At 65.3% G+C, this 21,006-nt stretch carries 22 protein-coding genes; 12 read left to right on the forward strand and 10 right to left on the reverse strand.

Annotated elements, in window-relative coordinates; all coding sequences use genetic code 11:
• Nucleotides 1–72: 72 nt before the first annotated feature.
• Nucleotides 73–951: a Dyp-type peroxidase gene (locus ACYUME_RS13870; protein WP_460415154.1), complete on the reverse strand. Its 879-nt coding sequence runs from the start codon at nucleotides 949–951 to the stop codon at nucleotides 73–75.
• Between the two features lie 173 nt (nucleotides 952–1,124).
• Between ACYUME_RS13870 and ACYUME_RS13875 the strand changes: the two genes are divergently transcribed.
• Complete coding sequence (locus ACYUME_RS13875; RefSeq protein ID WP_279911575.1) at nucleotides 1,125–2,015, forward strand: bile acid:sodium symporter family protein; 891 nt, start codon at nucleotides 1,125–1,127, stop codon at nucleotides 2,013–2,015.
• A 392-nt stretch (nucleotides 2,016–2,407) separates the two neighbouring features.
• Here ACYUME_RS13875 and ACYUME_RS13880 read toward each other — a convergent pair whose 3' ends face one another.
• Nucleotides 2,408–2,869, reverse strand: coding sequence for a sterol desaturase family protein (locus ACYUME_RS13880; protein WP_460415156.1), 462 nt, complete (start codon nucleotides 2,867–2,869; stop codon nucleotides 2,408–2,410).
• A gap of 72 nt (nucleotides 2,870–2,941) precedes the next feature.
• Here ACYUME_RS13880 and ACYUME_RS13885 point away from each other — a divergent pair, with 72 nt between their 5' ends.
• Complete coding sequence (locus ACYUME_RS13885; RefSeq protein ID WP_460415158.1) at nucleotides 2,942–3,712, forward strand: class I SAM-dependent methyltransferase; 771 nt, start codon at nucleotides 2,942–2,944, stop codon at nucleotides 3,710–3,712.
• Nucleotides 3,713–4,045: 333 nt separating this feature from the next.
• Complete coding sequence (locus ACYUME_RS13890) at nucleotides 4,046–4,759, forward strand: MgtC/SapB family protein (protein ID WP_279887645.1); 714 nt, start codon at nucleotides 4,046–4,048, stop codon at nucleotides 4,757–4,759.
• Here the strand turns inward: ACYUME_RS13890 and dksA are convergent.
• The 3 genes from dksA to ACYUME_RS13905 form a co-directional block, all read right to left on the reverse strand.
• Nucleotides 4,756–5,163, reverse strand: a complete 408-nt coding sequence (dksA, locus tag ACYUME_RS13895; protein WP_460415160.1) for an RNA polymerase-binding protein DksA — start codon at nucleotides 5,161–5,163, stop codon at nucleotides 4,756–4,758. The two genes, ACYUME_RS13890 and dksA, sit on opposite strands and share 4 nt — an antisense overlap.
• Nucleotides 5,164–5,236: 73 nt before the next feature.
• Nucleotides 5,237–6,571, reverse strand: coding sequence for a dihydroorotase (locus ACYUME_RS13900; protein ID WP_460415162.1), 1,335 nt, complete (start codon nucleotides 6,569–6,571; stop codon nucleotides 5,237–5,239).
• A gap of 2 nt (nucleotides 6,572–6,573) precedes the next feature.
• Complete coding sequence (locus ACYUME_RS13905; RefSeq protein WP_279806257.1) at nucleotides 6,574–7,134, reverse strand: gamma carbonic anhydrase family protein; 561 nt, start codon at nucleotides 7,132–7,134, stop codon at nucleotides 6,574–6,576.
• A 133-nt stretch (nucleotides 7,135–7,267) separates the two neighbouring features.
• Here ACYUME_RS13905 and ACYUME_RS13910 point away from each other — a divergent pair, with 133 nt between their 5' ends.
• The gene (locus ACYUME_RS13910) at nucleotides 7,268–7,801 is read left to right on the forward strand and encodes a GNAT family N-acetyltransferase (RefSeq protein WP_460415164.1); all 534 of its coding nucleotides are present in this window, start codon (nucleotides 7,268–7,270) and stop codon (nucleotides 7,799–7,801) included.
• Here ACYUME_RS13910 and ppk2 read toward each other — a convergent pair.
• Nucleotides 7,776–8,594, reverse strand: a complete 819-nt coding sequence (gene ppk2, locus ACYUME_RS13915) for a polyphosphate kinase 2 (RefSeq protein ID WP_279887641.1) — start codon at nucleotides 8,592–8,594, stop codon at nucleotides 7,776–7,778. The two genes, ACYUME_RS13910 and ppk2, sit on opposite strands and share 26 nt — an antisense overlap.
• Nucleotides 8,595–8,799: 205 nt before the next feature.
• Between ppk2 and ACYUME_RS13920 the strand changes: the two genes are divergently transcribed.
• The 4 genes from ACYUME_RS13920 (at nucleotide 8,800) to ACYUME_RS13935 (ending at nucleotide 11,743) form a co-directional block, all read left to right on the forward strand.
• Entirely contained in the window at nucleotides 8,800–9,435 is a 636-nt protein-coding gene (locus ACYUME_RS13920) for a hypothetical protein (protein ID WP_460415166.1), read from the forward strand.
• Nucleotides 9,436–9,535: 100 nt separating this feature from the next.
• A complete protein-coding gene (locus ACYUME_RS13925; protein ID WP_460415168.1) occupies nucleotides 9,536–9,748 on the forward strand; it encodes a hypothetical protein in 213 nt (70 codons plus the stop codon).
• 296 nt (nucleotides 9,749–10,044) lie between these two features.
• Complete coding sequence (locus ACYUME_RS13930; RefSeq protein WP_460415170.1) at nucleotides 10,045–11,349, forward strand: MFS transporter; 1,305 nt, start codon at nucleotides 10,045–10,047, stop codon at nucleotides 11,347–11,349.
• A 109-nt stretch (nucleotides 11,350–11,458) separates the two neighbouring features.
• Nucleotides 11,459–11,743 carry a hypothetical protein gene (locus ACYUME_RS13935; RefSeq protein WP_460415172.1) on the forward strand — a complete coding sequence of 95 codons (285 nt, stop codon included), beginning with the start codon at nucleotides 11,459–11,461 and terminating at the stop codon, nucleotides 11,741–11,743.
• Between the two features lie 103 nt (nucleotides 11,744–11,846).
• Here ACYUME_RS13935 and ACYUME_RS13940 read toward each other — a convergent pair whose 3' ends face one another.
• Nucleotides 11,847–12,779, reverse strand: coding sequence for a LysR family transcriptional regulator (locus ACYUME_RS13940; RefSeq protein WP_460415173.1), 933 nt, complete (start codon nucleotides 12,777–12,779; stop codon nucleotides 11,847–11,849).
• Nucleotides 12,780–12,899: 120 nt separating this feature from the next.
• Between ACYUME_RS13940 and ACYUME_RS13945 the strand changes: the two genes are divergently transcribed.
• The gene (locus tag ACYUME_RS13945) at nucleotides 12,900–13,160 is read left to right on the forward strand and encodes a DUF2790 domain-containing protein (protein ID WP_460415175.1); all 261 of its coding nucleotides are present in this window, start codon (nucleotides 12,900–12,902) and stop codon (nucleotides 13,158–13,160) included.
• A 99-nt stretch (nucleotides 13,161–13,259) separates the two neighbouring features.
• Entirely contained in the window at nucleotides 13,260–14,564 is a 1,305-nt protein-coding gene (locus ACYUME_RS13950; protein ID WP_460415177.1) for an MFS transporter, read from the forward strand.
• A gap of 94 nt (nucleotides 14,565–14,658) precedes the next feature.
• On the opposite strand, the gene ACYUME_RS13955 is transcribed toward ACYUME_RS13950, so the two are convergent.
• On the reverse strand, nucleotides 14,659–15,354 hold the full coding sequence (locus ACYUME_RS13955) for a tRNA (adenine(22)-N(1))-methyltransferase (RefSeq protein ID WP_279886810.1): 696 nt from the start codon (nucleotides 15,352–15,354) through the stop codon (nucleotides 14,659–14,661).
• A gap of 169 nt (nucleotides 15,355–15,523) precedes the next feature.
• Between ACYUME_RS13955 and ACYUME_RS13960 the strand changes: the two genes are divergently transcribed.
• Nucleotides 15,524–15,904 (forward strand): RidA family protein, encoded by a 381-nt coding sequence (locus ACYUME_RS13960; RefSeq protein WP_279886812.1) that lies wholly within the window; start codon nucleotides 15,524–15,526, stop codon nucleotides 15,902–15,904.
• A 36-nt stretch (nucleotides 15,905–15,940) separates the two neighbouring features.
• Here ACYUME_RS13960 and ACYUME_RS13965 read toward each other — a convergent pair whose 3' ends face one another.
• Nucleotides 15,941–17,116, reverse strand: a complete 1,176-nt coding sequence (locus ACYUME_RS13965; protein WP_460415180.1) for an HNH endonuclease family protein — start codon at nucleotides 17,114–17,116, stop codon at nucleotides 15,941–15,943.
• Entirely contained in the window at nucleotides 17,085–18,755 is a 1,671-nt protein-coding gene (locus ACYUME_RS13970; protein WP_460415181.1) for an AAA family ATPase, read from the reverse strand. The genes ACYUME_RS13965 and ACYUME_RS13970 overlap by 32 nt, the downstream gene beginning before the upstream one ends.
• Before the next feature lie 149 nt (nucleotides 18,756–18,904).
• On the opposite strand from ACYUME_RS13970, the gene ACYUME_RS13975 reads away from it, so the two are divergent.
• Complete coding sequence (locus ACYUME_RS13975) at nucleotides 18,905–20,905, forward strand: peptidase U32 family protein (protein WP_460415183.1); 2,001 nt, start codon at nucleotides 18,905–18,907, stop codon at nucleotides 20,903–20,905.
• Nucleotides 20,906–21,006: the final 101 nt, after the last annotated feature.

Below are 21,006 nucleotides of genomic sequence, written 5' to 3' on the forward strand. Positions count from 1 at the left end.
TCTCGCGGGGCAAGCCCGCTCCCACGCGCTGAGGTTGGCGTGGGAGCGGGCTTGCCCCGCGATGAGGGCCTGTCAGCCCAGCAACAGCCGCAGGTCGGCGCCGCCTTCAGCCAACGGCGGGCACCAGTAGTAACCGCCACTCAACGGCCGGCTGAAGCGGTACAGGCCATCGACCACGCCATCCTCGAGCCCGCTCATGCGCCGCAGTTGCACCTCGAAGGCATCCAGCGAGAAGCCCAGGGCGACGAACGCCAGGCCCGCGCCACGCTCGTCGGTCCAGGCCACCGAGCGACGCACCACGAACGCCTCCGGCTCGAAGCTTTCCTGGGCGGTGCGCTTGACGTGGGCCGACTCCGGCGCGTCGTCGAGCTCTTCGTTGTCGCTCAGACGGCGGCCGATGATGTTGTCCTGGTCGGCCTGGGGCAGCGATTTGAAGTAGTCCAGATCGTGCTTCCACAGCTGGAACGCGGCGAAGCTGGAACCGGCCAGGCCCGGCACATCGCCCGGCACGATCGCCGCGGCCACGGCGTCTTCGTCCACCGGGTTCTCGGTGCCATCCTCGTAGCCGGTCAGGTCATGGCCGCCACGGTGCAGGAAGCCGTCGACGCTGTCGATCAGGCGCAGGGCCGGTGCCAGCATCTGTTGCAACGCCTGGGCGCGCAGGAACAGCTCGCCACGCTCGGCGCCACGCAACCACAGCCACAGGGCGTGCTGGGTCGCCGGGTTCTCCACCACCGCGTCCAGCTGCGGGAAGCTGCGCAGGCCAGGCACTTCACGACCCAGGACTTTGGCCAGCGGCGCGCCGATGCCCAGGATCAGGCTCTGCCCATCGACCTGCGGCAGCAGTTGATCCAGGACAGCGGGCAGCGCCTCGCGCGAATCGAGGGCGAAGAACAGGTGGCGGGCATGGGCCGGCACCGGGGTGGCAAGCAGACCTGGCTGGAACGGCATGACAGGCGAATCCTCGGCAAAAGCGCGAATGCTACTGCGCCAGGCGGCGTATCGCAACGCGACACGGCGCCGCTTGCCAGGTAACAAACGGTTACCAAGATAGTCCGGATGCGATTAGCTATCGTTGCGCCGCCACCTACACTCCTCGGGATCCTTCGCCCGAGAGACCGCCCATGACCGCCTCGCCCCTGCTCACCGCCCTCCTGCCGCTTGCCCTGGGCATCATCATGCTCGGTCTGGGCCTGTCGCTGACCCTGGCCGACTTCGCCCGGGTAGTGAAGTATCCCAAGCCGGTGGTGGTCGGCCTGGTCTGCCAGATCCTGCTGCTGCCGCTGGTGTGCTTCCTGATCGCCAACGGCTTCGGCCTGGAGTCGGCCCTGGCGGTGGGCCTGATGCTGCTGGCCGCCTCCCCGGGCGGCACCACCGCCAACCTGTTCAGCCACCTGGCCCACGGTGACGTGGCGCTGAACATCACCCTCACGGCGGTCAACTCGCTGATCGCGATCCTGACCATGCCGCTGCTGGTGAACCTGTCGCTGATCTGGTTCATGGAATCGGACCAGGCCATCCCGCTGCAGTTCGCCAAGGTCATGCAGGTGTTCGCCATCGTCCTGCTGCCGGTGGCCCTGGGCATGCTGATCCGCCACTGGGCGCCGCGCTTCGCCGCGCGCATGGAAAAACCGATGAAGATCGTGGCGGCGCTGTTCCTGGCCTTCACCATCGTCCTGGCCCTGGCCAAGGACTGGCAGACCGTGGTCGAGTACGCGCCGATCGTGGGCGGCGCCGCATTGCTGTTCAACCTGCTCAGCCTGGGCGTTGGCTATTGGGTGCCGCGCCTGCTGAGCATCCCCAAACGCCAGGCGATCGCCATCGGCATGGAGATCGGCATTCACAATGGCACGCTGGCCATTGCCCTGGCCTTGAGCCCATCGCTGCTGAACAACGCCACCATGGCGGTGCCTGCCGCGATCTACAGCCTGATCATGTTCTTCACGGCGGCGGGGTTTGGCTGGTGGGTGAGCCGTGGGCGCAAGGCCGCCAGCACCGCCAGCGATTGCGCCTAGAACACCGTCCCTTGTAGGAGCGGCCTTGCGTCGCGAAAGGGCCGCATAGCGGCCCCAGGATCTGTGCGCCGAAGCCGAAATCGCCGGGGCTGCTTTGCAGCCCTTTCGCGACGCAAGGCCGCTCCTACAGGGTGCGCGTGAAGCTTAGCCCCGCCGCCGCTTCAGCACCCGCAACGGCGGTGCGGGGGCTTGGCTGGTGGGTGAGCCGTGGGCGCAAGGCCGCCAGCGCCGTCAACGATTGCGCCTAGAACACCGTCCCTTGTAGGAGCGGCCTTGCGTCGCGAAAGGGCCGCATAGCGGCCCCAGGATCTGTGCGCCAAAGCCGAAATCGCCGGGGCTGCTTTGCAGCCCTTTCGCGACGCAAGGCCGCTCCTACAGGGTGCGCGTGAAGCTTAGCCCCGCCGCCGCTTCAGCTGTCGCTTCAGCACCCGCAACGGCGGTGCGTAAAAGAACCCGAACGACACGCTGCCCTGGCGCCCCTTCACCGCATGGTGCAGGCGGTGCGCCCGGTACAGGCGCTTGAGATAGCGGTTGACCGGCTTCGGCGCTCGCGGCCAGTGGCGGTGGAAGAAACCGTCATGGGCCAGCACATAGGCCAGGCCATAACCCGCCACCCCGCCGCCGACCCATTGCAGCGGCGCATGCCCGGCCTTGCCCAGCGCCACCAGCCCCGCGGCGATCAGGCCCAAGGCCAGCAGGTACAGGTCGTTGGTCTCCAGCACGCCCAGTTGCGGCTCATGGTGCGAGCGGTGCAGCCACCAGCCCCAGCCGTGCATGACGTACTTGTGGGCCAGCGTGCCAACGCCCTCCATGGCCACCAAGGTGCCGAACAGCACGGCGAGATTGAACAGCATGAGTCGATCCGGGGTTTAGCAACGAAAGGCGCAAGGGTAACATTGCCGGCAGGTCACTCGGAGGGATTTTCCATGAAGGATGTGCACGTCTCGGCCAGCGCCGGCTATACCCGTCAGTCGAGCAACTACGAGCAGGGACGGCCCGACTACCCCGTCGCCCTGCAGGGCTGGCTGCGCGACACCTTGGGCATCGAAGCCGGCACCCCAGTACTCGACCTGGGCGCCGGCACCGGCAAGTTCACCCGCCTGCTCACCGCGCTGGCGCCACGCCTGACGGCGGTGGAGCCAGTGGCCGCCATGCGCGAGCGCTTCAGCGAGCGGCTGCCCGATGTCCCGGTCCTCGAAGGCACCGCCCAGCACATCCCGCTGGCCGACGCCAGCCAGCAGGTGCTGGTCTGCGCCCAGGCTTTCCACTGGTTCGCCAACGCCGAAGCCCTGGCCGAGATGCACCGGGTGCTCGCCCCCGGCGGCCGTCTCGGGCTGATCTGGAACGTGCGCGACGAGACGGTGGACTGGGTGGCGCGGATCACCGAGATCATCACCCCCTACGAAGGCGACACCCCGCGCTTTCACACCGGCCGCTGGCGGGACGCCTTCGCTGGCGGCAGGTTCAGCGCACCGCAACTGACCACCCTGCCCCACGTGCATGAAGGCAGCCCGCAGACCGTGATCCTCGAACGCCTGCGCTCGGTCAGCTTCATCGCCGCCCTGCCCCAGGCCGAACAGGACAAGGTCATGGGCCGGCTGCAAGCCCTTATCGACCACCACCCAGACCTGAAAGGCCGCGACCGTATCGCCTTCCCGTACCGCACCCAGGCTTATGTCTGTCAGCGCCTGGCGTAACGCAATTGTCATGATTAACGCCTTGACCCTGTGCGGGTCGAGGCGTATGGTCCGCCGCGCACTCAAGCGTTCCCTCACACAGGAGTTCCCTGCATTGGACAGTAGCCCCAGTCGATTGCGACAGGCCCACACGGCGAGCTAGTCCGGCAGCATTCCTGCCACTGTCTCGCCGCACACGGTAGACGGTGGTTTCCTTCAGCCCTTCGCGGCCGAGCACCCCTCCTTTTCCCGCCTTGCCCTGGCATGGCGCGTGGTCCTGCGCATTCCTCGTTTTCAATCGCACCCTCTTCGCACGGTGCTCACGCGGGCATTGCCCGCGCAACGGAGTTCGCTATGGATTGGAAAATCTTTCTGCTGCGCGTCAGCGTGGCCCTGCTGCTCGGTGCCCTGATCGGTGCTGAACGTCAACTGCGCCAGCGCCTGACCGGCCTGCGCACCAACGCCCTGGTCAGCACCGGCGCCTGCCTGTTCGTGCTGATGACCCAGGCGGTACCGGGCATGGCGCCCACCGACGCCTCGCGCATCGCTGCCTACGTGGTATCGGGCATCGGTTTTCTCGGCGGTGGCGTGATCATGCGCGATGGCTTCAACGTGCGCGGCCTGAACACTGCGGCGACCCTCTGGTGCACCGCCGCCGTCGGCGTGCTGTGCAGCCTCGGGCTGCTGCTGGAAGCGTCACTGGGCAGCCTGGTGGTGCTGTGCGCCAACATCCTGCTGCGCGACCTCGCCCAGCGCCTGGATCGCCAGGACGTGCTGCCGGCCAGCGAGGTGGAGCAGCGCTACGAGGTACGCATCGTCTGCCGCGCCGAGGACGAGATCCAGGTGCGCAGCCTGATGCTGCACAGCCTCAGCGACCCGGGCCTGCGCCTGCAGTCGCTGCACAGCGAGGACCTGGCCGACCCGGCGCGTCTGGAAGTACGCGCCGAGCTGCTCGGCACGCCGCAGGCGCCGACCCAGCTGGAGCGCCTGGTCGGCCGGGTGAGCCTGGAGAAAGGTGTCAGCGCGGTGCGCTGGCAGTTGCAGGCCCAAGGCCTGAGCGCCGACTAGACATCGTCACGCACATGCCGCTCGCGCAGTTCCTGGCGCTCCTTGGCCTCGACGCACAAGGTGGCGGTGGGCCGCAGCAGCAGGCGGCGCAGGCCGATCGGCTCGCCGGTTTCCTCGCACCAGCCGTAATCGCCCCGGGCCAGGCGCTCCAGCGCCTGGTCGATCTTGTCCAGAAGCTTCTTTTCCCGCTCCAGCGAGCGCAGTTGCCAGTGGCGCTCTTCCTCGGCGCTGCCGATGTCGGCGGGGTCGCTGTGCACTTCCTGCTCACGCAGGGCACGGAACTCCTGCTCGATGCGGGTCTGCAACTCGCCGCGCTGGTTCAGCAGCAGGTTGCGGAAGAATTGCCGCTGGGGTTCGTTCATGTAGGCAGCGACGGGTTGTTGCAACAGTTGTTCTTCGGTCATGGGTAAAACTCCGGAAGGTCTGGCGGCGTCTTGCGCCGCTTGCGCAGGCAAACCAGCGTCTGCGTGGGTTCGATCAACGGTCGAACATCAAGGGCAACCCCTGGCATTGTTCGCGCAGCCTGCCGCGGTGCCAGGCCAGCTGACCGGACACCACGGTGCTGCGGACCACATGGTGGAAGCCACGGTGCATGAACGGCGTCCAGCCACAGCGTGCCAGGACCGGGTCGTCGGCCACCGCCCGAGGCCTGTCCAGACGTTCGACGATGGCGAAGTCGGCCCAGTACCCCTCGCGCAAAAAGCCGCGCTCGCGAATGGCGAACAGTTCGGCCACCGCATGGCTGGTCTTGTTCACCACCTGGGCCATGCTCAGCACGCCCTCGCTGACCAGCTCCAGGGCCGCCGGCAAGGCGTGTTGCACCAGCGGCATCCCCGACGGCGCGCGGGTATAGACCCGGCGTTTTTCCTCCAGGGTGTGCGGCGCATGGTCGGTGCCGATCACATCGATACGATCGCAGGCCAGGGCCTGGCGCAGCGCGTCGCGATCGGTACCGGTCTTGATCGCCGGGTTGCACTTGAGCAAATGGCCGAGGCTGGCGTAGTCGCTGTCATCGAACAGCAAGTGGTGCAGGCAGACTTCGGCGGTGATGTGCTTGCCGGCCACCGGCCCGGGCTCGAACAGGGCCAACTCCCGCGCGGTGGTCAGGTGCAGCACATGCAGGCGCGTGCCGAAGCGCCGGGCCAGCTCCACGGCCAGGCTCGAGGAGCGGTAGCAGGCCTCGGCATCGCGGATCAACGGGTGCGCCGCCGGAGGGATGAACTCGCCATGGCGCGCCCGCCACCCACGCTCGTTCTCGAGGATGCTCGGGGTGTGCTCGCAATGGGCCAGGACGATGGTCGGCGCGTAGATGAAGAGTTTTTCCAGGACCTGGGGATCGTCCACCAGCATGTCGCCGGTCGAGGCCCCCATGAACACCTTGATCCCGGCCACCTCGCGCGGATCGAGGGCCGCGATGATGTCGAGGTTGTCGCGGCTGACCCCGAAGTGGAAGCCGTAGTTGGCGCGCGAACCCTGCGCCGCCCGCCGCTTCTTGTCTGCCAGTGCCTCCAGGTCGAGGGTGGGCGGATTGGTGTTGGGCATGTCCATGAAACTGGTGATGCCGCCGACCACCGCCGCCCGCGACTCGCTGGCGATACTGCCCTTGTGCGGCGCCCCCGGCTCGCGGAAATGCACCTGGTCATCGATCATGCCCGGCAACAGCCAGGCCCCGTCGGCATCGATCTCCAGCGCGGCCCTGGCATTGTCGATGCCGCCGATCCGCTCGATGCGCCCATGGCGCACCAGCAGATCGGCCTCGAACTCACGCCCTTCATTGACCAGCCGCGCGTTGCGCACCAGTAGCGTGTCCATGCTCAGAACTCGTTCTGCAGGGCCTTGTAGCCCTGGACCAGATCGATATTGGTGCGTGCCACGTCCTCGGAGAACTCCGACGCCGACACGCTGACCGGCGGATAGCGATCCAGGTCGGTATGCGGGCCGATGTGCTCGGTGGGCGGCACGTAGAAGCGCGGCGGCAGGTCGCGACCATCGACCACCGAGTTGTGCCGCACCACGCTGCCATCGCCGACCTTGCAGTTGAACAGCACGCTGTTGAAACCGATGAACACCCGATCGCCGACCTCGCACGGGCCATGCACGATGGAGCGGTGGGCGATGGAGCTGTACTGGCCGATGCGCACCGCCGCGCCGGACTTGGAGTGGATCACCACGCCATCCTGGATATTGGAGTTGGCGCCGATGACGATCGGCTGCATGTCGCCGCTGGCATCCACTTCGTCGGCGCGGATGACCGCGTAGGGGCCAACGAACACATTGTCCTGAATGATCACCTTGCCGCAGATGATGGCGGTGTGGTCGATATAGGCCGACTCGGCGATTTGCGGGAGGTGGCCGGAAGGGTTTCTGCGGATCACGGTGGCGCCCTGAGCTGGAGGAGATCCACAAATGTTACGTTATAACACTAACATTGCAACACCTCTGCGCGCCGTTCTGGCACACTCCTTCCTCCGGCGAAGCAAGCCCGCTCTCACAGGTGCCCTGCCAATCATGTGTATCCGCCCCACCCTCAGCGGCGATGTCGTGCTGCTCCCCGCCATCGAGCGCTCCGCCGCCCAGGCTTTCAGGTCACTGCCGCGCCTTGCCTGGTTGGCCGACAGCGAGGTGATGGACCCGGCAACGCACCAGGCCTTCGTCAGCGAAGGTTGCAGCTGGGTGGCCGTGGACGCTCAGGACCGGCCAGTGGGCTTCCTGTGCGCCACTGTCACCGACACCGCCCTGCATATCCAGGAACTGTCCGTCGCGCAGGACGCCCAGGGCCAGGGCCTGGGCAGGCGCCTGCTCGACCAGGCAAGGCAGGCCGCCCAACAGCATGGCCTGCGCTGGCTGACCCTGACCACCTTCGCCGATGTGCCATGGAATGCCCCGTTCTATGAGCGCTATGGCTTCGAACGCCTCGCGGCCGGACAGTTGGATGACCGCCTGCTGGCCATCATCGCCAGCGAGCAGGCCCATGGCCTGACCGAGCGTTGTGCCATGCGCCTGCCCATCGCCCCTTTCAGAAGCGCTCCGGCACCTGCTTGAACGGATAAGGCTGGGCCTTGTACTTGCCGATCTTGCCGCGCTTGGGCAGCGCGACCTTGTGCGCGTCGCTGAGGTCCTTGTAGGGAATCTGCTGCAACAGGTGACTGATGATGTTCAGTCGCGCCTTGCGCTTGTCGTCCGAATGGGCCATGAACCAAGGCGCCCAGGACGAATCGGAGGCCGCGAACATATCGTCGCGGGCACGGGTGTAATCGTCCCAGCGGTTGTAGGACTTGACGTCCATGGGCGACAGCTTCCATAGCTTGCGCCCATCGTTGATGCGGTCCTGCAGGCGGCGGGCCTGCTCCTCGGGGCTGACCTCGAGCCAGTACTTGACGAGGATGATCCCCGACTCGACCATCATCCGCTCGAACATCGGCACCACGGTCAGGAACTTGTGGGCCTGCTCGTCGGTACAAAAGCCCATCACCCGCTCGACCCCGGCGCGGTTGTACCAGCTGCGGTCGAAGATCACCACTTCGCCCGCCGCCGGCAGGTGGGTGAGATAGCGCTGGGCGTACATCTGGGTCTTCTCGCGTTCGGTGGGTGCTGGCAACGCGACCACGCGAAACACCCGCGGGCTCACGCGCTCGGTGATGGCCTTGATGGTGCCGCCCTTGCCGGCGCCGTCGCGCCCCTCGAAGACGATGCACACCTTCAGGCCCTTCTCCACCACCCATTGCTGAAGCTTGACCAGCTCCACATGCAGGCGCCTGAGCTGCGCCTCGTAGGTCTTGCGCCCGAGTTTCTCCAATGCCTTGCCCGCAGGTTTCTTGCCAGCCGCCTTGGCCATCGCCAATTCCTCTCCGTGCATGCCCCGGCCACGCCAGGGCGGATCAGAGCAGTATGGATGAGCCCCGCCAACTTGCCGGGCCGCCATCCGCCGACATGTCGTCTTGCCACGATTGCAGCCGCTCTGGCCCGCAGGTTCTAATCCCGTTGCACCGCGCTCGGCCCGGTGCGCGAACCAGTACTTGGCCACACAAGGAAGCTTTACGATGAACAGGACGCTCGTTGCGCCAGCCGTGCTGCTGGCGACCCTGCTCGGCTGCTCCGACAATCGCCAGCCCAGCGACGCCGAATTGCGCCAGGCCGCCCAGGCCTACCTCGACACCCAGTACCCGCACTGTTTCGTGATCAGCCCCTTCCCCACCCGCACCCGCGATTTCGACCTGCAGGGCACCAACCAGGCCTTGCACGCGCTGGCCCAGGTCGGGGTGGTCAGCGAGCGCGAGGTCGGCCGCACCGAAGTACCGCAACGCCTGTGGCAACCGGCACGTACCGATATCTACTACGCCTACGACCTGACCGACGAGGGTCGCCGCTACTTCAAGGCCGACGCCCACCGGACCAAGAACGGCGGCACCGTCGGCGGACTCTGTCTGGGCAAGGCCCAAGTCACCAGCGTGACGGGCTTCAACGAGCCGACGGAGCACGGCGGTCGCCGCCAGGCGCAGGTGACCTACCGCTATCGGGTCGCCGAGCTGCCGGGCTGGACCGGCGAGGCCGCGGTGCAGGCCAGCATCCCGGGGCTGGGGCTGGCCGTCGCCAGCGCCACCCAGCCGATCGAGGAAACCCGTGCCATGGTCCTCACCGAGCACGGCTGGACACACGAGCAGATGCTCACCCGCTGAGTGGTCACGCAGTTAATCCTGGGGAAATCCGCACCGCGCATGCTGACCTCGACCCGGCCGCCCCGCGGCCGCCTTTCCAGGTTAGATGAGAGAGACCTCAGTGATGAAGACCATCGCCTACGCCGCGGCCCTGCTGGCCGCGATCTCGGCCACCTCGGCCTTCGCCGAAGGTGGCGCCGACCGCCTCAGGGAGCGCAGCGAGCAATGGGCGCTGCAGCGTCAACAGATGGCCGAGCGCCTCGCTGCAAGCGACCAGCAGCGCCCCGCCACGGCCCAGCAGACGGACGCCGTCCACGCCAAGCCCTCCTGCTGACCGGCCCAGCGCCCCCGTGGCTTGCCCTGCGGCCTCTCGTCGCAGGCTGCCACCCCTTGGCAAATCCTGCACAGTCCGTAAAATTCCGCCTCCTTTTCGCCCGTCGCCCTACCCGGTGGCAACCGCCCGCAAGGAACGCGTCCGCGCCTCACCACATCGCGCATGTGCCACAGGCTCAACCGCCCCCGCCCGGCCTTCGCACAAAAGGCCCCGCGGTTGAATCTTGCCAAGGTCGCACATCCCGCGGCGCACGCCCGAGAAGGCGCATATCGGCGTTTTCCAACCTTGAGGTACGTATGTCTCCGCGTTTGCTGGCGATGGCGCTGGCACCCCTGCTCAGCCTGTTCATCATTGCCCTGGGCAATGGCTTCCTGTCTTCCCTGACCACCCTGCGCCTGGGCGCGGCCGGAGAATCGGCCACCACCATCGGCATCGTCTCGTCGGCCTATTTCATCGGCCTGACCCTCGGCGCGGTGTTCAACGATAGGCTGATCCTGCGCATCGGCCATATCCGCGCCTACAGCAGCTTCGCCGCGCTGATCGGCGCGACCATCCTTTTGCAGGGGCTGTTCTACGACACCACCTGGTGGGCGGTGCTGCGCCTGATCAACGGCTGGGCCGCGGTGGGCGTGTTCCTGGTCATCGAAAGCTGGCTGTTGCTGGCCGGCGACGCCAAGATACGCGGCCGCCTGCTGGCGCTGTACATGATCGCCTTCTATGGCGCCGGGGTCATCGCCCAGGCCGCGCTGGGCGAGATCACGGGCCTGGGCGAAAGCGCGCCGTTCATGCTGGCGGGCATGCTCGCCACGCTGTCGGTGCTGCCGATCGTGATCCTGCCACGGGTGTCGCCGCTACTGGATCAGGTCGAACCCCTCAAGCCCCGCCAGCTGCTGGGCGTGGCGCCCACCGGCCTGGTCGGCTGTTTCGGCTCGGGCGTGGCCATCGCCGGGATCTACGCCCTGTTGCCGCTGTACCTGCAGCGCATCGGCCTGGACGTGGGCGAAGTCGGCACCATGATGGCCTGGGTGATCCTCGGCGCCATGCTGCTGCAATACCCGGTGGGGCGCTGGTCGGACCGCAAGGACCGCCAGGACGTGCTGATCACCCTGGCCACGCTGTGCACCGTGCTGTCGCTGCTGATCGTGCTGTTGCCGGCCGACACGGCCCTGCTGCCAGCCCTGCTGTTCCTGCTCGGGGGCGGCGTGTTCGCGCTGTACCCGGTGGCGGTCAGCAGCGCCGCCGATCGTGCCCCGGCCGATGCCCTGGTACCGATGATCCAGGGGCTGTTGCTGATCAACTCGCTGGGCTCGGCCATGGCGCCGCTGGCCATTTCGCCCATGATGACGTCGTACGGCGAGGTCGGGCTGTTCTGGGCGTTCGCCGCGATCAACCTGGCCATGGTCGGCTTCTTCCTGTGGCGCCGTGGCAAGCGGCCAGCGCCGGAGCACCCGGCGCCGTTCGCGCCCACCGCGACGTTCTCGCCCACCGGCGCGGAGCTGCGCGTGACCGAGGACCTGATGCACGCGGCGCAGGAGCATCCGACGCTGGACGCGATGGATGGCGCGTCGGTGCAACAGGCGCCCCGCACGGACGCCAACTGACCGCCACGGGGCCGCAAGGCCCCTGTGCATACCGCCCGTCACCCGGCGGGCACCCTTGCCTCTGTGCAAAGGCCAAAGCCATGACAGTCCAGCCGACAGGAGACTCACCATGGCCCGCAACCGCCCTCTCGTCCTGCTGCTTGCCCTGATCCTTGGCAGCGCCTCCACCGCCAGCCTGGCCGCCACCGACATGAATGATGGCCGCGCGCGCAGCGAACACGCGTCGGGCGATCACCCCGAGGGCAAGACCGCCGATGACGGCAGCAAGGACAACGACAGCAGCGACTCCGATGCCGCCGACGGCGCCGCCGGTGGCTCCAACAGCACGGGTGAAGCTACCGGCAGCGGGGCTGGCGCGTCAGGTGGAACAGCCGAAGACCAGGACAGCCACTGAGGCGCCGCGCAGCTTGAGTCTGTGGGATCGCGCCAGATTCTAAAAATTGCGCAAGACAGTTGCTCCCACAGGGAATCTGGCTAGACGGCTGCTCCCACGGGTGTCACCGCCAGTAGCGGGGCTCATCCGCCACTCGCTGATGCTCGGCGAACAGCAACGGCAGCTGCTCCTTGAGGAAATCCAGCCAGGTACGCACCTTGGCATCCAGGTAATGCCGCGACGGGTAGATCGCATAGATCTCCCGCTGACGCAGCCGGTGCGGCGCCAACAGCCGGCACAGCCGCCCATCCTCCATCGCCTGGCTCGCCGAGTAGTAAGGCAGCAGGCCCACGCCCATGCCCAGCTCGGTGGCCCTGAGCATGGCGTCGGCGACATTGGTGAGGAAGGTGTCCTGAGGCACGATCACGCAACTGTCGGGACTGCCCTCGAACGACCAGTCTTCCTCGAACAGCGGATCGACCGTGCGCAGGCAGACGTGCTGGTGCAGGTCCTGCGGCTGCCTTGGCACACCGTGGCGGGCGAGGTAATCGGGAGACGCGCAGAGAATGCTGTGGATGCTGCCCAATGGTATGGCGATCAGTTGCGAGTCCGGCAAGCCCTGGCCGATGGCAATCACCACATCATGCCCTTCGGCCAGCGGATCGGGGTTGCGCTGCGACAGCGTCAGCTCCATCACCACCTCGGGGCACGTGGCGTTGTAGCGCGCCACCAGCGGCATCATCAGCAGGCCCAGGCCATGGGTGCAGTGAATACGCAAGTGGCCACGCGGCGTGAGGTGCGCGCCACGGGCCTCATCCATGGCCTCCTCGGTGAGCAGCATGATCTGCCGCGTGCGCTCGAGAAAGCGCTCGCCCGCCTCGCTCATGCGCAGACGTCGGGTGGTGCGGTGCAGCAGGCGCGTCTGCAGCTGGTTTTCCAGTTCGGCGACGATCCGCGACACCTGCGCCGCGGAAATATCCAGGGCCTGGGCGGCGGCGGCGAAGCTGCCGCACTCCACTACCCGGGCGAAGGTACGCATCGCATGCAGCATATCCATAGGGCTGGCGCTCTCATTCATTCATGCATTAGAAGCAGGAATCTATCACGGAATAGCCCATTTATTGTGAAACACAAATGAATGGATCATTAGGCATTCCCGCAAAACAAGGAGCCTGTCATGAAACGTTCGCTTGCCCTCATCGCCCTCTGCGGCGCTCTTGCCCCCTTCACCGCCTTCGCCGACACCAGCGCCGGCAGCTCGGCAGCCACGCACTACGAGTACGGCATGCCGCTGGACATCGCCAAAGTCATCTCCATCACCCCAGCCAGCAATGACGCCGACTGCCAGGTGGGTACCGCGCACATGGTCTATGTCGACCGCCAGGGTCAGACTCGCGAGGTCGACTACCGCCAGATGGGCAACTGCTCGCAACTGTAACGGCCGGGAAAAATACCAGCCAACTTGCTGAAAGTGCATTTGCCAGCCCCACGCACCGTCGCATGATCTTCCGGGACAACAACAAGAACGGCCCGGACCATGAACACGATCGACACCCGCGTCGCCACGCCCTCCGATGTCTCGCACAGCACCCATTCACGCGTCACCTGGCGGCTGATGCCGCTGCTGCTGGTGTGCTACCTGTTCGCCCACCTCGACCGCATCAACATCGGCTTCGCCAAGATGCAGATGAGCGCCGACCTGGGTTTTTCCGACACCATCTACGGCCTCGGCGCCGGGCTGTTCTTCGTCGCCTATGCGCTGTTCGGCGTGCCCAGCAACCTGGCCCTGGAGCGGGTCGGCCCGCGGCGCTGGATCGCCACCCTGATGGTGGTCTGGGGCCTGCTGTCCACCGGCATGATGTGGGTGCAGGACGCGGCGGGGTTCTATGCCCTGCGCTTTCTGCTGGGGGTGGCCGAAGCCGGTTTCTTCCCCGGCATCCTCGTGGTGCTCAACCGCTGGTACCCGGCCCGGCGTCGGGCGCAGATCACCGCGCTGTTCGCCATCGCCGTGCCATTGGCCGGGGTCGTTGGCGGGCCGCTGTCCGGCGGGATCCTGCAGGCGTTCCACGACTTTGGTGGGCTGCGGGGCTGGCAATGGATGTTCCTGATCGAAGGGCTGCCGGTGGTCCTGCTCGGGCTGGTGGTGCTCAAGGCTCTGCCGGACAGCTTCGAACAGGTTGCCTGGCTCGATGCCGAACAGAAGCGCGCGTTGCGTGAGGAAATAGCCGGCGAGGAACGGCGCAAACCCATCAGTTCGATACGCGGCCTGCTCGGCGATCGGCAGGTATGGCTGCTGGTGGCGGTGTACTTCGCGGTGATGCTGGCGGTCAACACCCTGGCGTTCTGGATGCCGACCCTGATCCATGCCGCCGGGATCGGCAGCGACGGCCAGGTCGGCCTGCTCAGCGCCATTCCGTACCTGGCCGGGTGCCTGTTCATGCTCGGTTGCGGACGCTCTTCCGACCGTCACCGCGAACGCCGCTGGCACCTGTGCGTCCCGCTATTGATGGCGGCCGCTGGCATCGCCCTGGCGGGCGTGGCGCCTGGCGATGCACTGCTGGTGATGGCTGGCCTGGTGCTCGCCGGCATGGGCGCCAGCGCCGCCCTGCCGATGTTCTGGCAGCTGCCACCGGCATTCCTGGCCGGCAGCGCCCAGGCGGCCGGTATCGCCATGATCAGCTCGTTCGGCAGCATCGCCTCGTTCCTGGCGCCCTACCTGATCGGCTGGATGCGCGACACCGCCGCCAGCCCGGGGCTGGCCCTGCAAGTGCTGGCGCTGGCCATCGTGCTGGGTGGCCTGCTGGTGCTCAAGGTACCGGCCGCGGTGGCCAATCCCCGCTAGTGTGGTGTTTTGCAAATACGACCAATAACTCGCGAGCGATTTTTGCGCTCAGGCAAGGCTATGGTCGTTATTTGTGAAACACCACACTAGCCCCTCAAGCCAGCAACGCGCTGATCCAGTCCGCCTGGCGGGTGATGTCGCGCACCTTGTCCTCGGGCACGGCGTGCCGCGCCCGGGCGAAGTTGGCCAGGGTCTGCTGTTTCTGGCGCAGCATGCGCTGCCACTTGAACAGGAAGGCCGGGCTGCGCTCGCGCATCAGCAGCGGGCCGAAGTACAGCTGTTCGGGGGTATAGTCCACGGCGTCGCCGCGCTCGGCGACGATGATCTCGTAGTCGAAACGGTTTTCCCGCAGCACTTCCTCGCACAGGATGCGGTAACCGTTGTCCATCAGCCACTGGCGCAGCGGCTGCTCGCCACCGTTGGGCTGCAGCACCAGGCGCTCCTGGCCGCCAAGATTGGCCTTGCCGGCTTCGAGGATGTCACGGATGGTCTCGCCGCCCATGCCGCAGATGCTGATGGCGGTGATGCCGTCACCCGCTTCGATCGCCGCCAGGCCGCTGGCATGGCGCACGCTGATATGTGCATCGAGGCCGTTCTCGCGCACGGTGCGCTGGGCCGAAAGGAAGGGCGTCAGCGCCACCTCGCCGGCCACCGCCGCGACGATCGCGCCGCGGCGCAGCAACGCCACCGGCAGGTAGCCATGGTCCGAGCCGATGTCGGCCAGGCGCGCGCCTGCGGGCACATGGGCCGCCACGCGCTCCAGGCGCATGGACAATGTATGTTCGTTCAACTGCAGCCTCTTGTCGCAACCAGGGCCCGGCGCCTGTGGCCGGGTCGGGGCGCGATTCTGCCGGGCCAGGCGGCGTATTTCAATTGCAGGCGACCGGCGCTGTGCCTCGACCAGCCCGGCCGGCTCGCGTAGGCTTGCCGCTTTCCTTCCGTTGCAAGGCGAACCCTCGATGGCACACACAGACATCATCTACACCCCGGACCCGGACGCGGACTCCATCTCCTCGGACGTGGCCGAGTACAACGGCATCCTGGTCAGCACCCAGATTCCGGTACACGCCGACGGCAGCCTGGAGCTGGGCGATATCACCACCCAGAGCGAATGCACCCTGCAGGCGCTGAAAGTGGCCCTGGAGCGCGCCGGCAGCTCCATGGACCGAGTCCTGCACCTGACCATCTACCTCACCGACATGGCCGACCGCGCCGCGTTCAACGAGGTGTACCAGCGTTTCTTCAAACAGCCCTGGCCGGTCCGCGCCGCGGTGGGCGTGGCCTCGCTGGCCTTCGATGGCATGCGCGTGGAAGTGACGGCGATGGCGGCCAAGGGCTGACAAATCGGTCCGGGTGCCCCTGTCCAGGGGCATTCCTCAAGGCGACTGGAGTACCGCCCGGAGCGCCCGCCCCGTCATGTCATTAACTGCGGCAACCTTGAATGCCTGCGCTTGGACCTCGCTAGAGGGCCTGTTCAGATCGACAAGTTGCTGCAGCATGGCCTCGATGACCTTAGGCTGCCTTTCTAATCGCGCCTCCTTGAGAACATCCAACGTTGCGCGAGCATCGTGGAACCAGGCACGCAGCCCGCGGTTGTCGTTGTAGATGACTGCCAGCTTGAAGCGCTCCACGTTGTTGGCCTTGTGCGAATCCGCCAAGGGTAAGACTTGAACGCTGAGCGACTGTTCGACATTCCCATCCGGGACATAACCGAATCTGAACATATCATCGTGCTCGAGCCCCTTCAGCATAGGGTGTGCATGGCCGAGCATTGGATGATTTCTCTTGAGTTTCTGGTTGCAGGTCCCACAAGAGGGGATCAGATTGAACAATGAGACGCCAAGGAACGGAAAGCGCGTTCTGGGGTAGAAATGATCAAGGTCAGGTCGCACATTGATGCGTGCATAGCCTTCGATACGCTCGATCGCGCAGTACGGGCATATGGTCAACCCCCACAGGGCATACAGCAGCTCTCCATACCTCCTGGCTACCGTGTCGAAGTCGAAACAATCCGCAAAGTCCTTCATCCAATCCGGGAAGCGCGCACGATCTTCCTTCGAGAATTTGTGCGTACCACCGCTGGCCGCCTTCAGCTTGTTGAGCACGCGACGCTTTTCGGAGCGGGCGCCATCAGCCATGAGCTGATCGACCAGATACTGCGTATAGGGAAGTGCGGGATGAGTCAGAAGAAGCCCCTGCAATGCAGCCACGGTCCGCTGGAGCGCCTTATCGAATGCTTGACGTTGTTTGGGGCTGCTCAGGTGCTCGGGCAACGCTTCAAGGGCAATCTTCACGTCTGTCAGCAGCATCGAATAGCAATAGCGCTCCGCCAGCTGCGGAAAAGCTGCGTAGACGTCCGTTATCGTTGACTCAAGATCTTTTGGCCTGGTAGCCACCAGCTGTACCAAGCGGGCTCGGGTGAAGAACGCTGACAGTTCGGACGGAGCGTTCTTCAAGGCAATGGTGAGCCGCGGCAAAATAATGCCGTCTACGACGTCATGCGCATACCGTCTGACGAAGTCAATGCTGGGTTTCTTGTTGATCTTGATCATGTGCGAGCAATAGATTCTTCAGGTTCTGGTTGGAGATCTTGCTGATCAACAGACGGTCCGCTTCGCCCAGCTCGCTGGCCTCGGCGTTGTCGAGCAAGTCTGCCAGCTTGCGTCGCGCATGCTCGCCGAACGTCGACTCCAGGTGCATGTCGGCCATATAGATATCCGCGATGCTGCTGCCGAATCCGCAGGAGCGGCTGCACGTCGGGTGGCCGTATTCGTCCTGCGTCAAGGAAGTGATGTCATCGGCGAGGAAGTCGCTGACCATGATCGGTGAATGGGTGCAGAGGATCAGTTGTGGGGGGCTGCCCGATCGCACCCGCCGGAACAGTGCCAGCAGGTCGCTGAGAAACTTTCGCTGCCACTCGGGATGAAGATACAGGTCCGCTTCGTCGATCAGGATGATCGGGGTCTGGTCCTGTGGCAGTTCACTCAAGTAGTTGAACAGCTCCGAGAAGATATGCGCACGCGCCAGTTCACCGGTGCTCGCACCGCGCCAGCCCCAGTGGATGTTGCGGGCCACACTATCGGGCAGGCGTTTGACCAGCGACCTCAGGTGCTCAACGGCTTCGAACTTCTCGATGACGACGCTCGCCGCTTCGAACCAGTCTTCATTCTGATACTCCAGGTAAAGCTGATCGCCTATGCTCTCCAGCGTGGCGGCTATGGCCGCCAAATTTTTCAGCGCGTCATTATGAAGGGTTATCCGTGATGCTTTTGACAACGATCGCTCATGAGCCCAACCAGCAACGCTTTCAGCCAATTTTTCACGGGTGGTCAGGTCCGGGGCCGCGCTCACATAGTGGTGCATGAGCGCCAGGAACGACGACGGTTCGCCAGGGACCAACCTGGAGATGCCATGAAGAATGGAGGGCGCATTCATTTCGAGCAACTTGTTGCCGACATCGCTGCTGAGCGGGTCGAACAGTTCGGTGGGCAAGACGGCGAATGTACCCAGCCATTTGCGCAACAGAGAAATCTCCGTGCTGTCCTCGGCAACAGCCATGGCTTTTTCCAGAATCCCGACGGATGAGCGGGAGAACGAGAACTCGAACCTGATGTTCTCTTGGTAGGGTTCCCGGGGATAGTGCTGAAAGTAGTTGAGGTAGCGCTTGAAGTAGCGTTTGCGAGCTACCCGCGAATGCGTGGCCTGGGCGATCGTAAGACGCTTGACCGCCACGGCCGCTTTCGGTCTGGCACGCTGCGCAAAGTCCATTCTGTTTTCAGAAATCGAGTTCACATGCACGAGCTCCAACCCTTGCTCGAACAGAAACCACTCACTATCGGTCACGTATGTGTAGCGCATCTCGCAATGACGCACTTCGAACCCGTGTGCGGACAGATTGGTAAAACAAATGAAGCATTCGTCGCGCTCGTCATCATGAAAAATGGCAACGATCTGGGACTCGCTTTCTCCGCCCAGCGCACTGAGCGCCTCGAGGATCGTGCTTTTACCCGTGCCGTTTTGGCCAATGATCGCGTGGCACTGGTAGCCGTCGTAGAAATCCACCCAGTCGTGCCGTCGGTGAATGCTGATGACGCCTTGCCGTTGCACTTTGCAGGTGAACTGGCTGCTGAACGGGACATTCAGGTCATACAGCGCTTTATGGTCGAGAACATAGAGGTGGATGAGGTTCACGCGTGACGCCGCCTGGCAATTGCAAAATGCCATCGAGCTTATCGCCGGCCATCCGCCAGCACAACCGCCCACCAGGCGGGCGGAGGTGCCGAAAGGTCATTTCACCGCTACAATGCCCGCCTTACCGTGACCGCCCGAACCATAACGACATGTCCCTTCCAAAGAATCACCTGGAACTGCTCAGCCCTGCCCGTGATGTCAGCATCGCCCGCGAGGCGATCCTGCACGGCGCTGATGCCATCTATATCGGCGGCCCGAGCTTCGGCGCGCGCCACAACGCCTGCAACGACGTCAGCGATATCGCCGGCCTGGTGGAGTTCGCCCGTCGCTACCACGCCCGCGTGTTCACCACCATCAACACCATCCTCCACGACAACGAACTGGAGCCCGCGCGCCAGCTGATCCATCAGCTGTACGACGCCGGCGTCGACGCGCTGATCGTCCAGGACCTGGGGGTGATGGAGCTGGACATCCCGCCGATCGAGCTGCACGCCAGCACCCAGACCGACATCCGCACCCTGGAGCGGGCCAAGTTTCTCGACCAGGCCGGATTCTCCCAGCTGGTGCTGGCCCGCGAACTGAACCTGCAGCAGATCCGCGCCATCGCCGCCGAAACCGACGCGGCCATCGAGTTCTTCATCCACGGCGCGCTGTGCGTGGCCTTCTCCGGCCAGTGCAACATCTCCCACGCCCAGACCGGTCGCAGCGCCAACCGCGGCGACTGCTCCCAGGCCTGCCGCCTGCCGTACACGCTCAAGGACGACCAGGGCCGCGTGGTCGCCTTCGAGAAGCACCTGCTGTCGATGAAGGACAACAACCAGACCGCCAACCTGCGCGACCTGGTCGACGCCGGCGTGCGTTCGTTCAAGATCGAAGGCCGCTACAAGGACGTGGGCTACGTGAAGAACATCACCGCCCACTACCGCAAGGAGCTCGATGCGATCCTCGAGGACCGCCCGGAACTGGCGCGCGCCTCGAGCGGTCGCACCGAGCACTTCTTCGTGCCCGATCCGGACAAGACCTTCCACCGTGGCAGCACCGACTATTTCGTCAGCGAGCGCAAGATCGACATCGGTGCCTTCGACTCGCCGACCTTCACCGGCCTGCCGGTGGGCGTGGTGGAGAAAGTCGGCAAGCGTGACCTGCAGGTGCTCACCGAGGTGCCGCTGACCAACGGCGATGGCCTGAACGTGCTGGTCAAGCGCGAGGTGGTGGGTTTCCGTGCCAACATCGCCGAGCTCAAGAGCGAGTCCGAGGAAGACGGCCTGAAGCGCTACCGCTACCGCGTCGAGCCCAACGAGATGCCCGAGGGTCTGCACAAGCTGCGCCCCAACCATCCGCTGTCGCGCAACCTCGATCACAACTGGCAGCAGGCCTTGCAGCGCACCTCCGCCGAGCGTCGCATCGGCGTGCGTTGGCAGGCCGTGCTGCGCGAGCAACGCCTGGCGCTGACCGCCACCAGCGAGGAAGGCGTGAGCGTGCAGGTGGCCCTGGACGGCCCGTTCGGCGCCGCCAACAAGCCGCAGCAGGCCCTGGACCAGCTGCATGACCTGCTCGGCCAGTTGGGGACCACGATGTACCATGCCAACGCCATCGAACTCGATGCGCCGCAGGCGTACTTCATCCCCAACTCACAGCTCAAGGCCCTGCGCCGCGAAGCCATCGAGGCGCTGACCGAAGCCCGCGTGCAGGCGCACCCGCGGGGCGGACGCAAGGCCGAGACCACGCCGCCACCGGTATACCCGGAGTCGCACCTGTCGTTTTTGGCCAACGTCTACAACCAGAAGGCCCGCGATTTCTACCACCGTCACGGCGTGCAGCTGATCGACGCGGCCTACGAGGCCCACGAGGAACACGGCGAAGTGCCGGTGATGATCACCAAGCACTGCCTGCGCTTCTCCTTCAACCTGTGCCCGAAACAGGCCAAGGGCGTCACCGGCGTGCGCACCAAGGTCGCGCCGATGCAGTTGATCCAGGGCGACGAGGTGCTGACCCTGAAGTTCGACTGCAAGCCTTGCGAAATGCACGTGATCGGCAAGATGAAGGGCCACATCATCGACCTGCCGACCCCTGGCAGCGCGGTGGCCCAGGTGGTCGGGCACATCAGCCCGGAAGACCTGCTCAAGACCATCCCGCGCGCGCCGCACTGAGGCGTCTGCCGCTCCCACGGGCTGGCCCGTGGGAGCGGATCGCTTCACCTTTGAGATTTTTTAGTCTCATATGATACAGTTCGGCATCTCTCGTTTTGTCG

Source organism: Pseudomonas sp. microsymbiont 2 (assembly GCF_054788395.1).

Coding starts and splice junctions, on each gene's coding strand:
- ACYUME_RS13870 (WP_460415154.1), bottom strand. CDS start 951: ATGCCGTTCCAGCCAGGTCTGCTTGCCACCCCGGTGCCGGCCCATGCC.
- ACYUME_RS13875 (WP_279911575.1), top strand. CDS start 1,125: ATGACCGCCTCGCCCCTGCTCACCGCCCTCCTGCCGCTTGCCCTGGGC.
- ACYUME_RS13880 (WP_460415156.1), bottom strand. CDS start 2,869: ATGCTGTTCAATCTCGCCGTGCTGTTCGGCACCTTGGTGGCCATGGAG.
- ACYUME_RS13885 (WP_460415158.1), top strand. CDS start 2,942: ATGAAGGATGTGCACGTCTCGGCCAGCGCCGGCTATACCCGTCAGTCG.
- ACYUME_RS13890 (WP_279887645.1), top strand. CDS start 4,046: ATGGATTGGAAAATCTTTCTGCTGCGCGTCAGCGTGGCCCTGCTGCTC.
- dksA (WP_460415160.1), bottom strand. CDS start 5,163: ATGACCGAAGAACAACTGTTGCAACAACCCGTCGCTGCCTACATGAAC.
- ACYUME_RS13900 (WP_460415162.1), bottom strand. CDS start 6,571: ATGGACACGCTACTGGTGCGCAACGCGCGGCTGGTCAATGAAGGGCGT.
- ACYUME_RS13910 (WP_460415164.1), top strand. CDS start 7,268: ATGTGTATCCGCCCCACCCTCAGCGGCGATGTCGTGCTGCTCCCCGCC.
- ppk2 (WP_279887641.1), bottom strand. CDS start 8,594: ATGGCCAAGGCGGCTGGCAAGAAACCTGCGGGCAAGGCATTGGAGAAA.
- ACYUME_RS13920 (WP_460415166.1), top strand. CDS start 8,800: ATGAACAGGACGCTCGTTGCGCCAGCCGTGCTGCTGGCGACCCTGCTC.
- ACYUME_RS13930 (WP_460415170.1), top strand. CDS start 10,045: ATGTCTCCGCGTTTGCTGGCGATGGCGCTGGCACCCCTGCTCAGCCTG.
- ACYUME_RS13935 (WP_460415172.1), top strand. CDS start 11,459: ATGGCCCGCAACCGCCCTCTCGTCCTGCTGCTTGCCCTGATCCTTGGC.
- ACYUME_RS13940 (WP_460415173.1), bottom strand. CDS start 12,779: ATGGATATGCTGCATGCGATGCGTACCTTCGCCCGGGTAGTGGAGTGC.
- ACYUME_RS13945 (WP_460415175.1), top strand. CDS start 12,900: ATGAAACGTTCGCTTGCCCTCATCGCCCTCTGCGGCGCTCTTGCCCCC.
- ACYUME_RS13950 (WP_460415177.1), top strand. CDS start 13,260: ATGAACACGATCGACACCCGCGTCGCCACGCCCTCCGATGTCTCGCAC.
- ACYUME_RS13960 (WP_279886812.1), top strand. CDS start 15,524: ATGGCACACACAGACATCATCTACACCCCGGACCCGGACGCGGACTCC.
- ACYUME_RS13965 (WP_460415180.1), bottom strand. CDS start 17,116: ATGATCAAGATCAACAAGAAACCCAGCATTGACTTCGTCAGACGGTAT.
- ACYUME_RS13975 (WP_460415183.1), top strand. CDS start 18,905: ATGTCCCTTCCAAAGAATCACCTGGAACTGCTCAGCCCTGCCCGTGAT.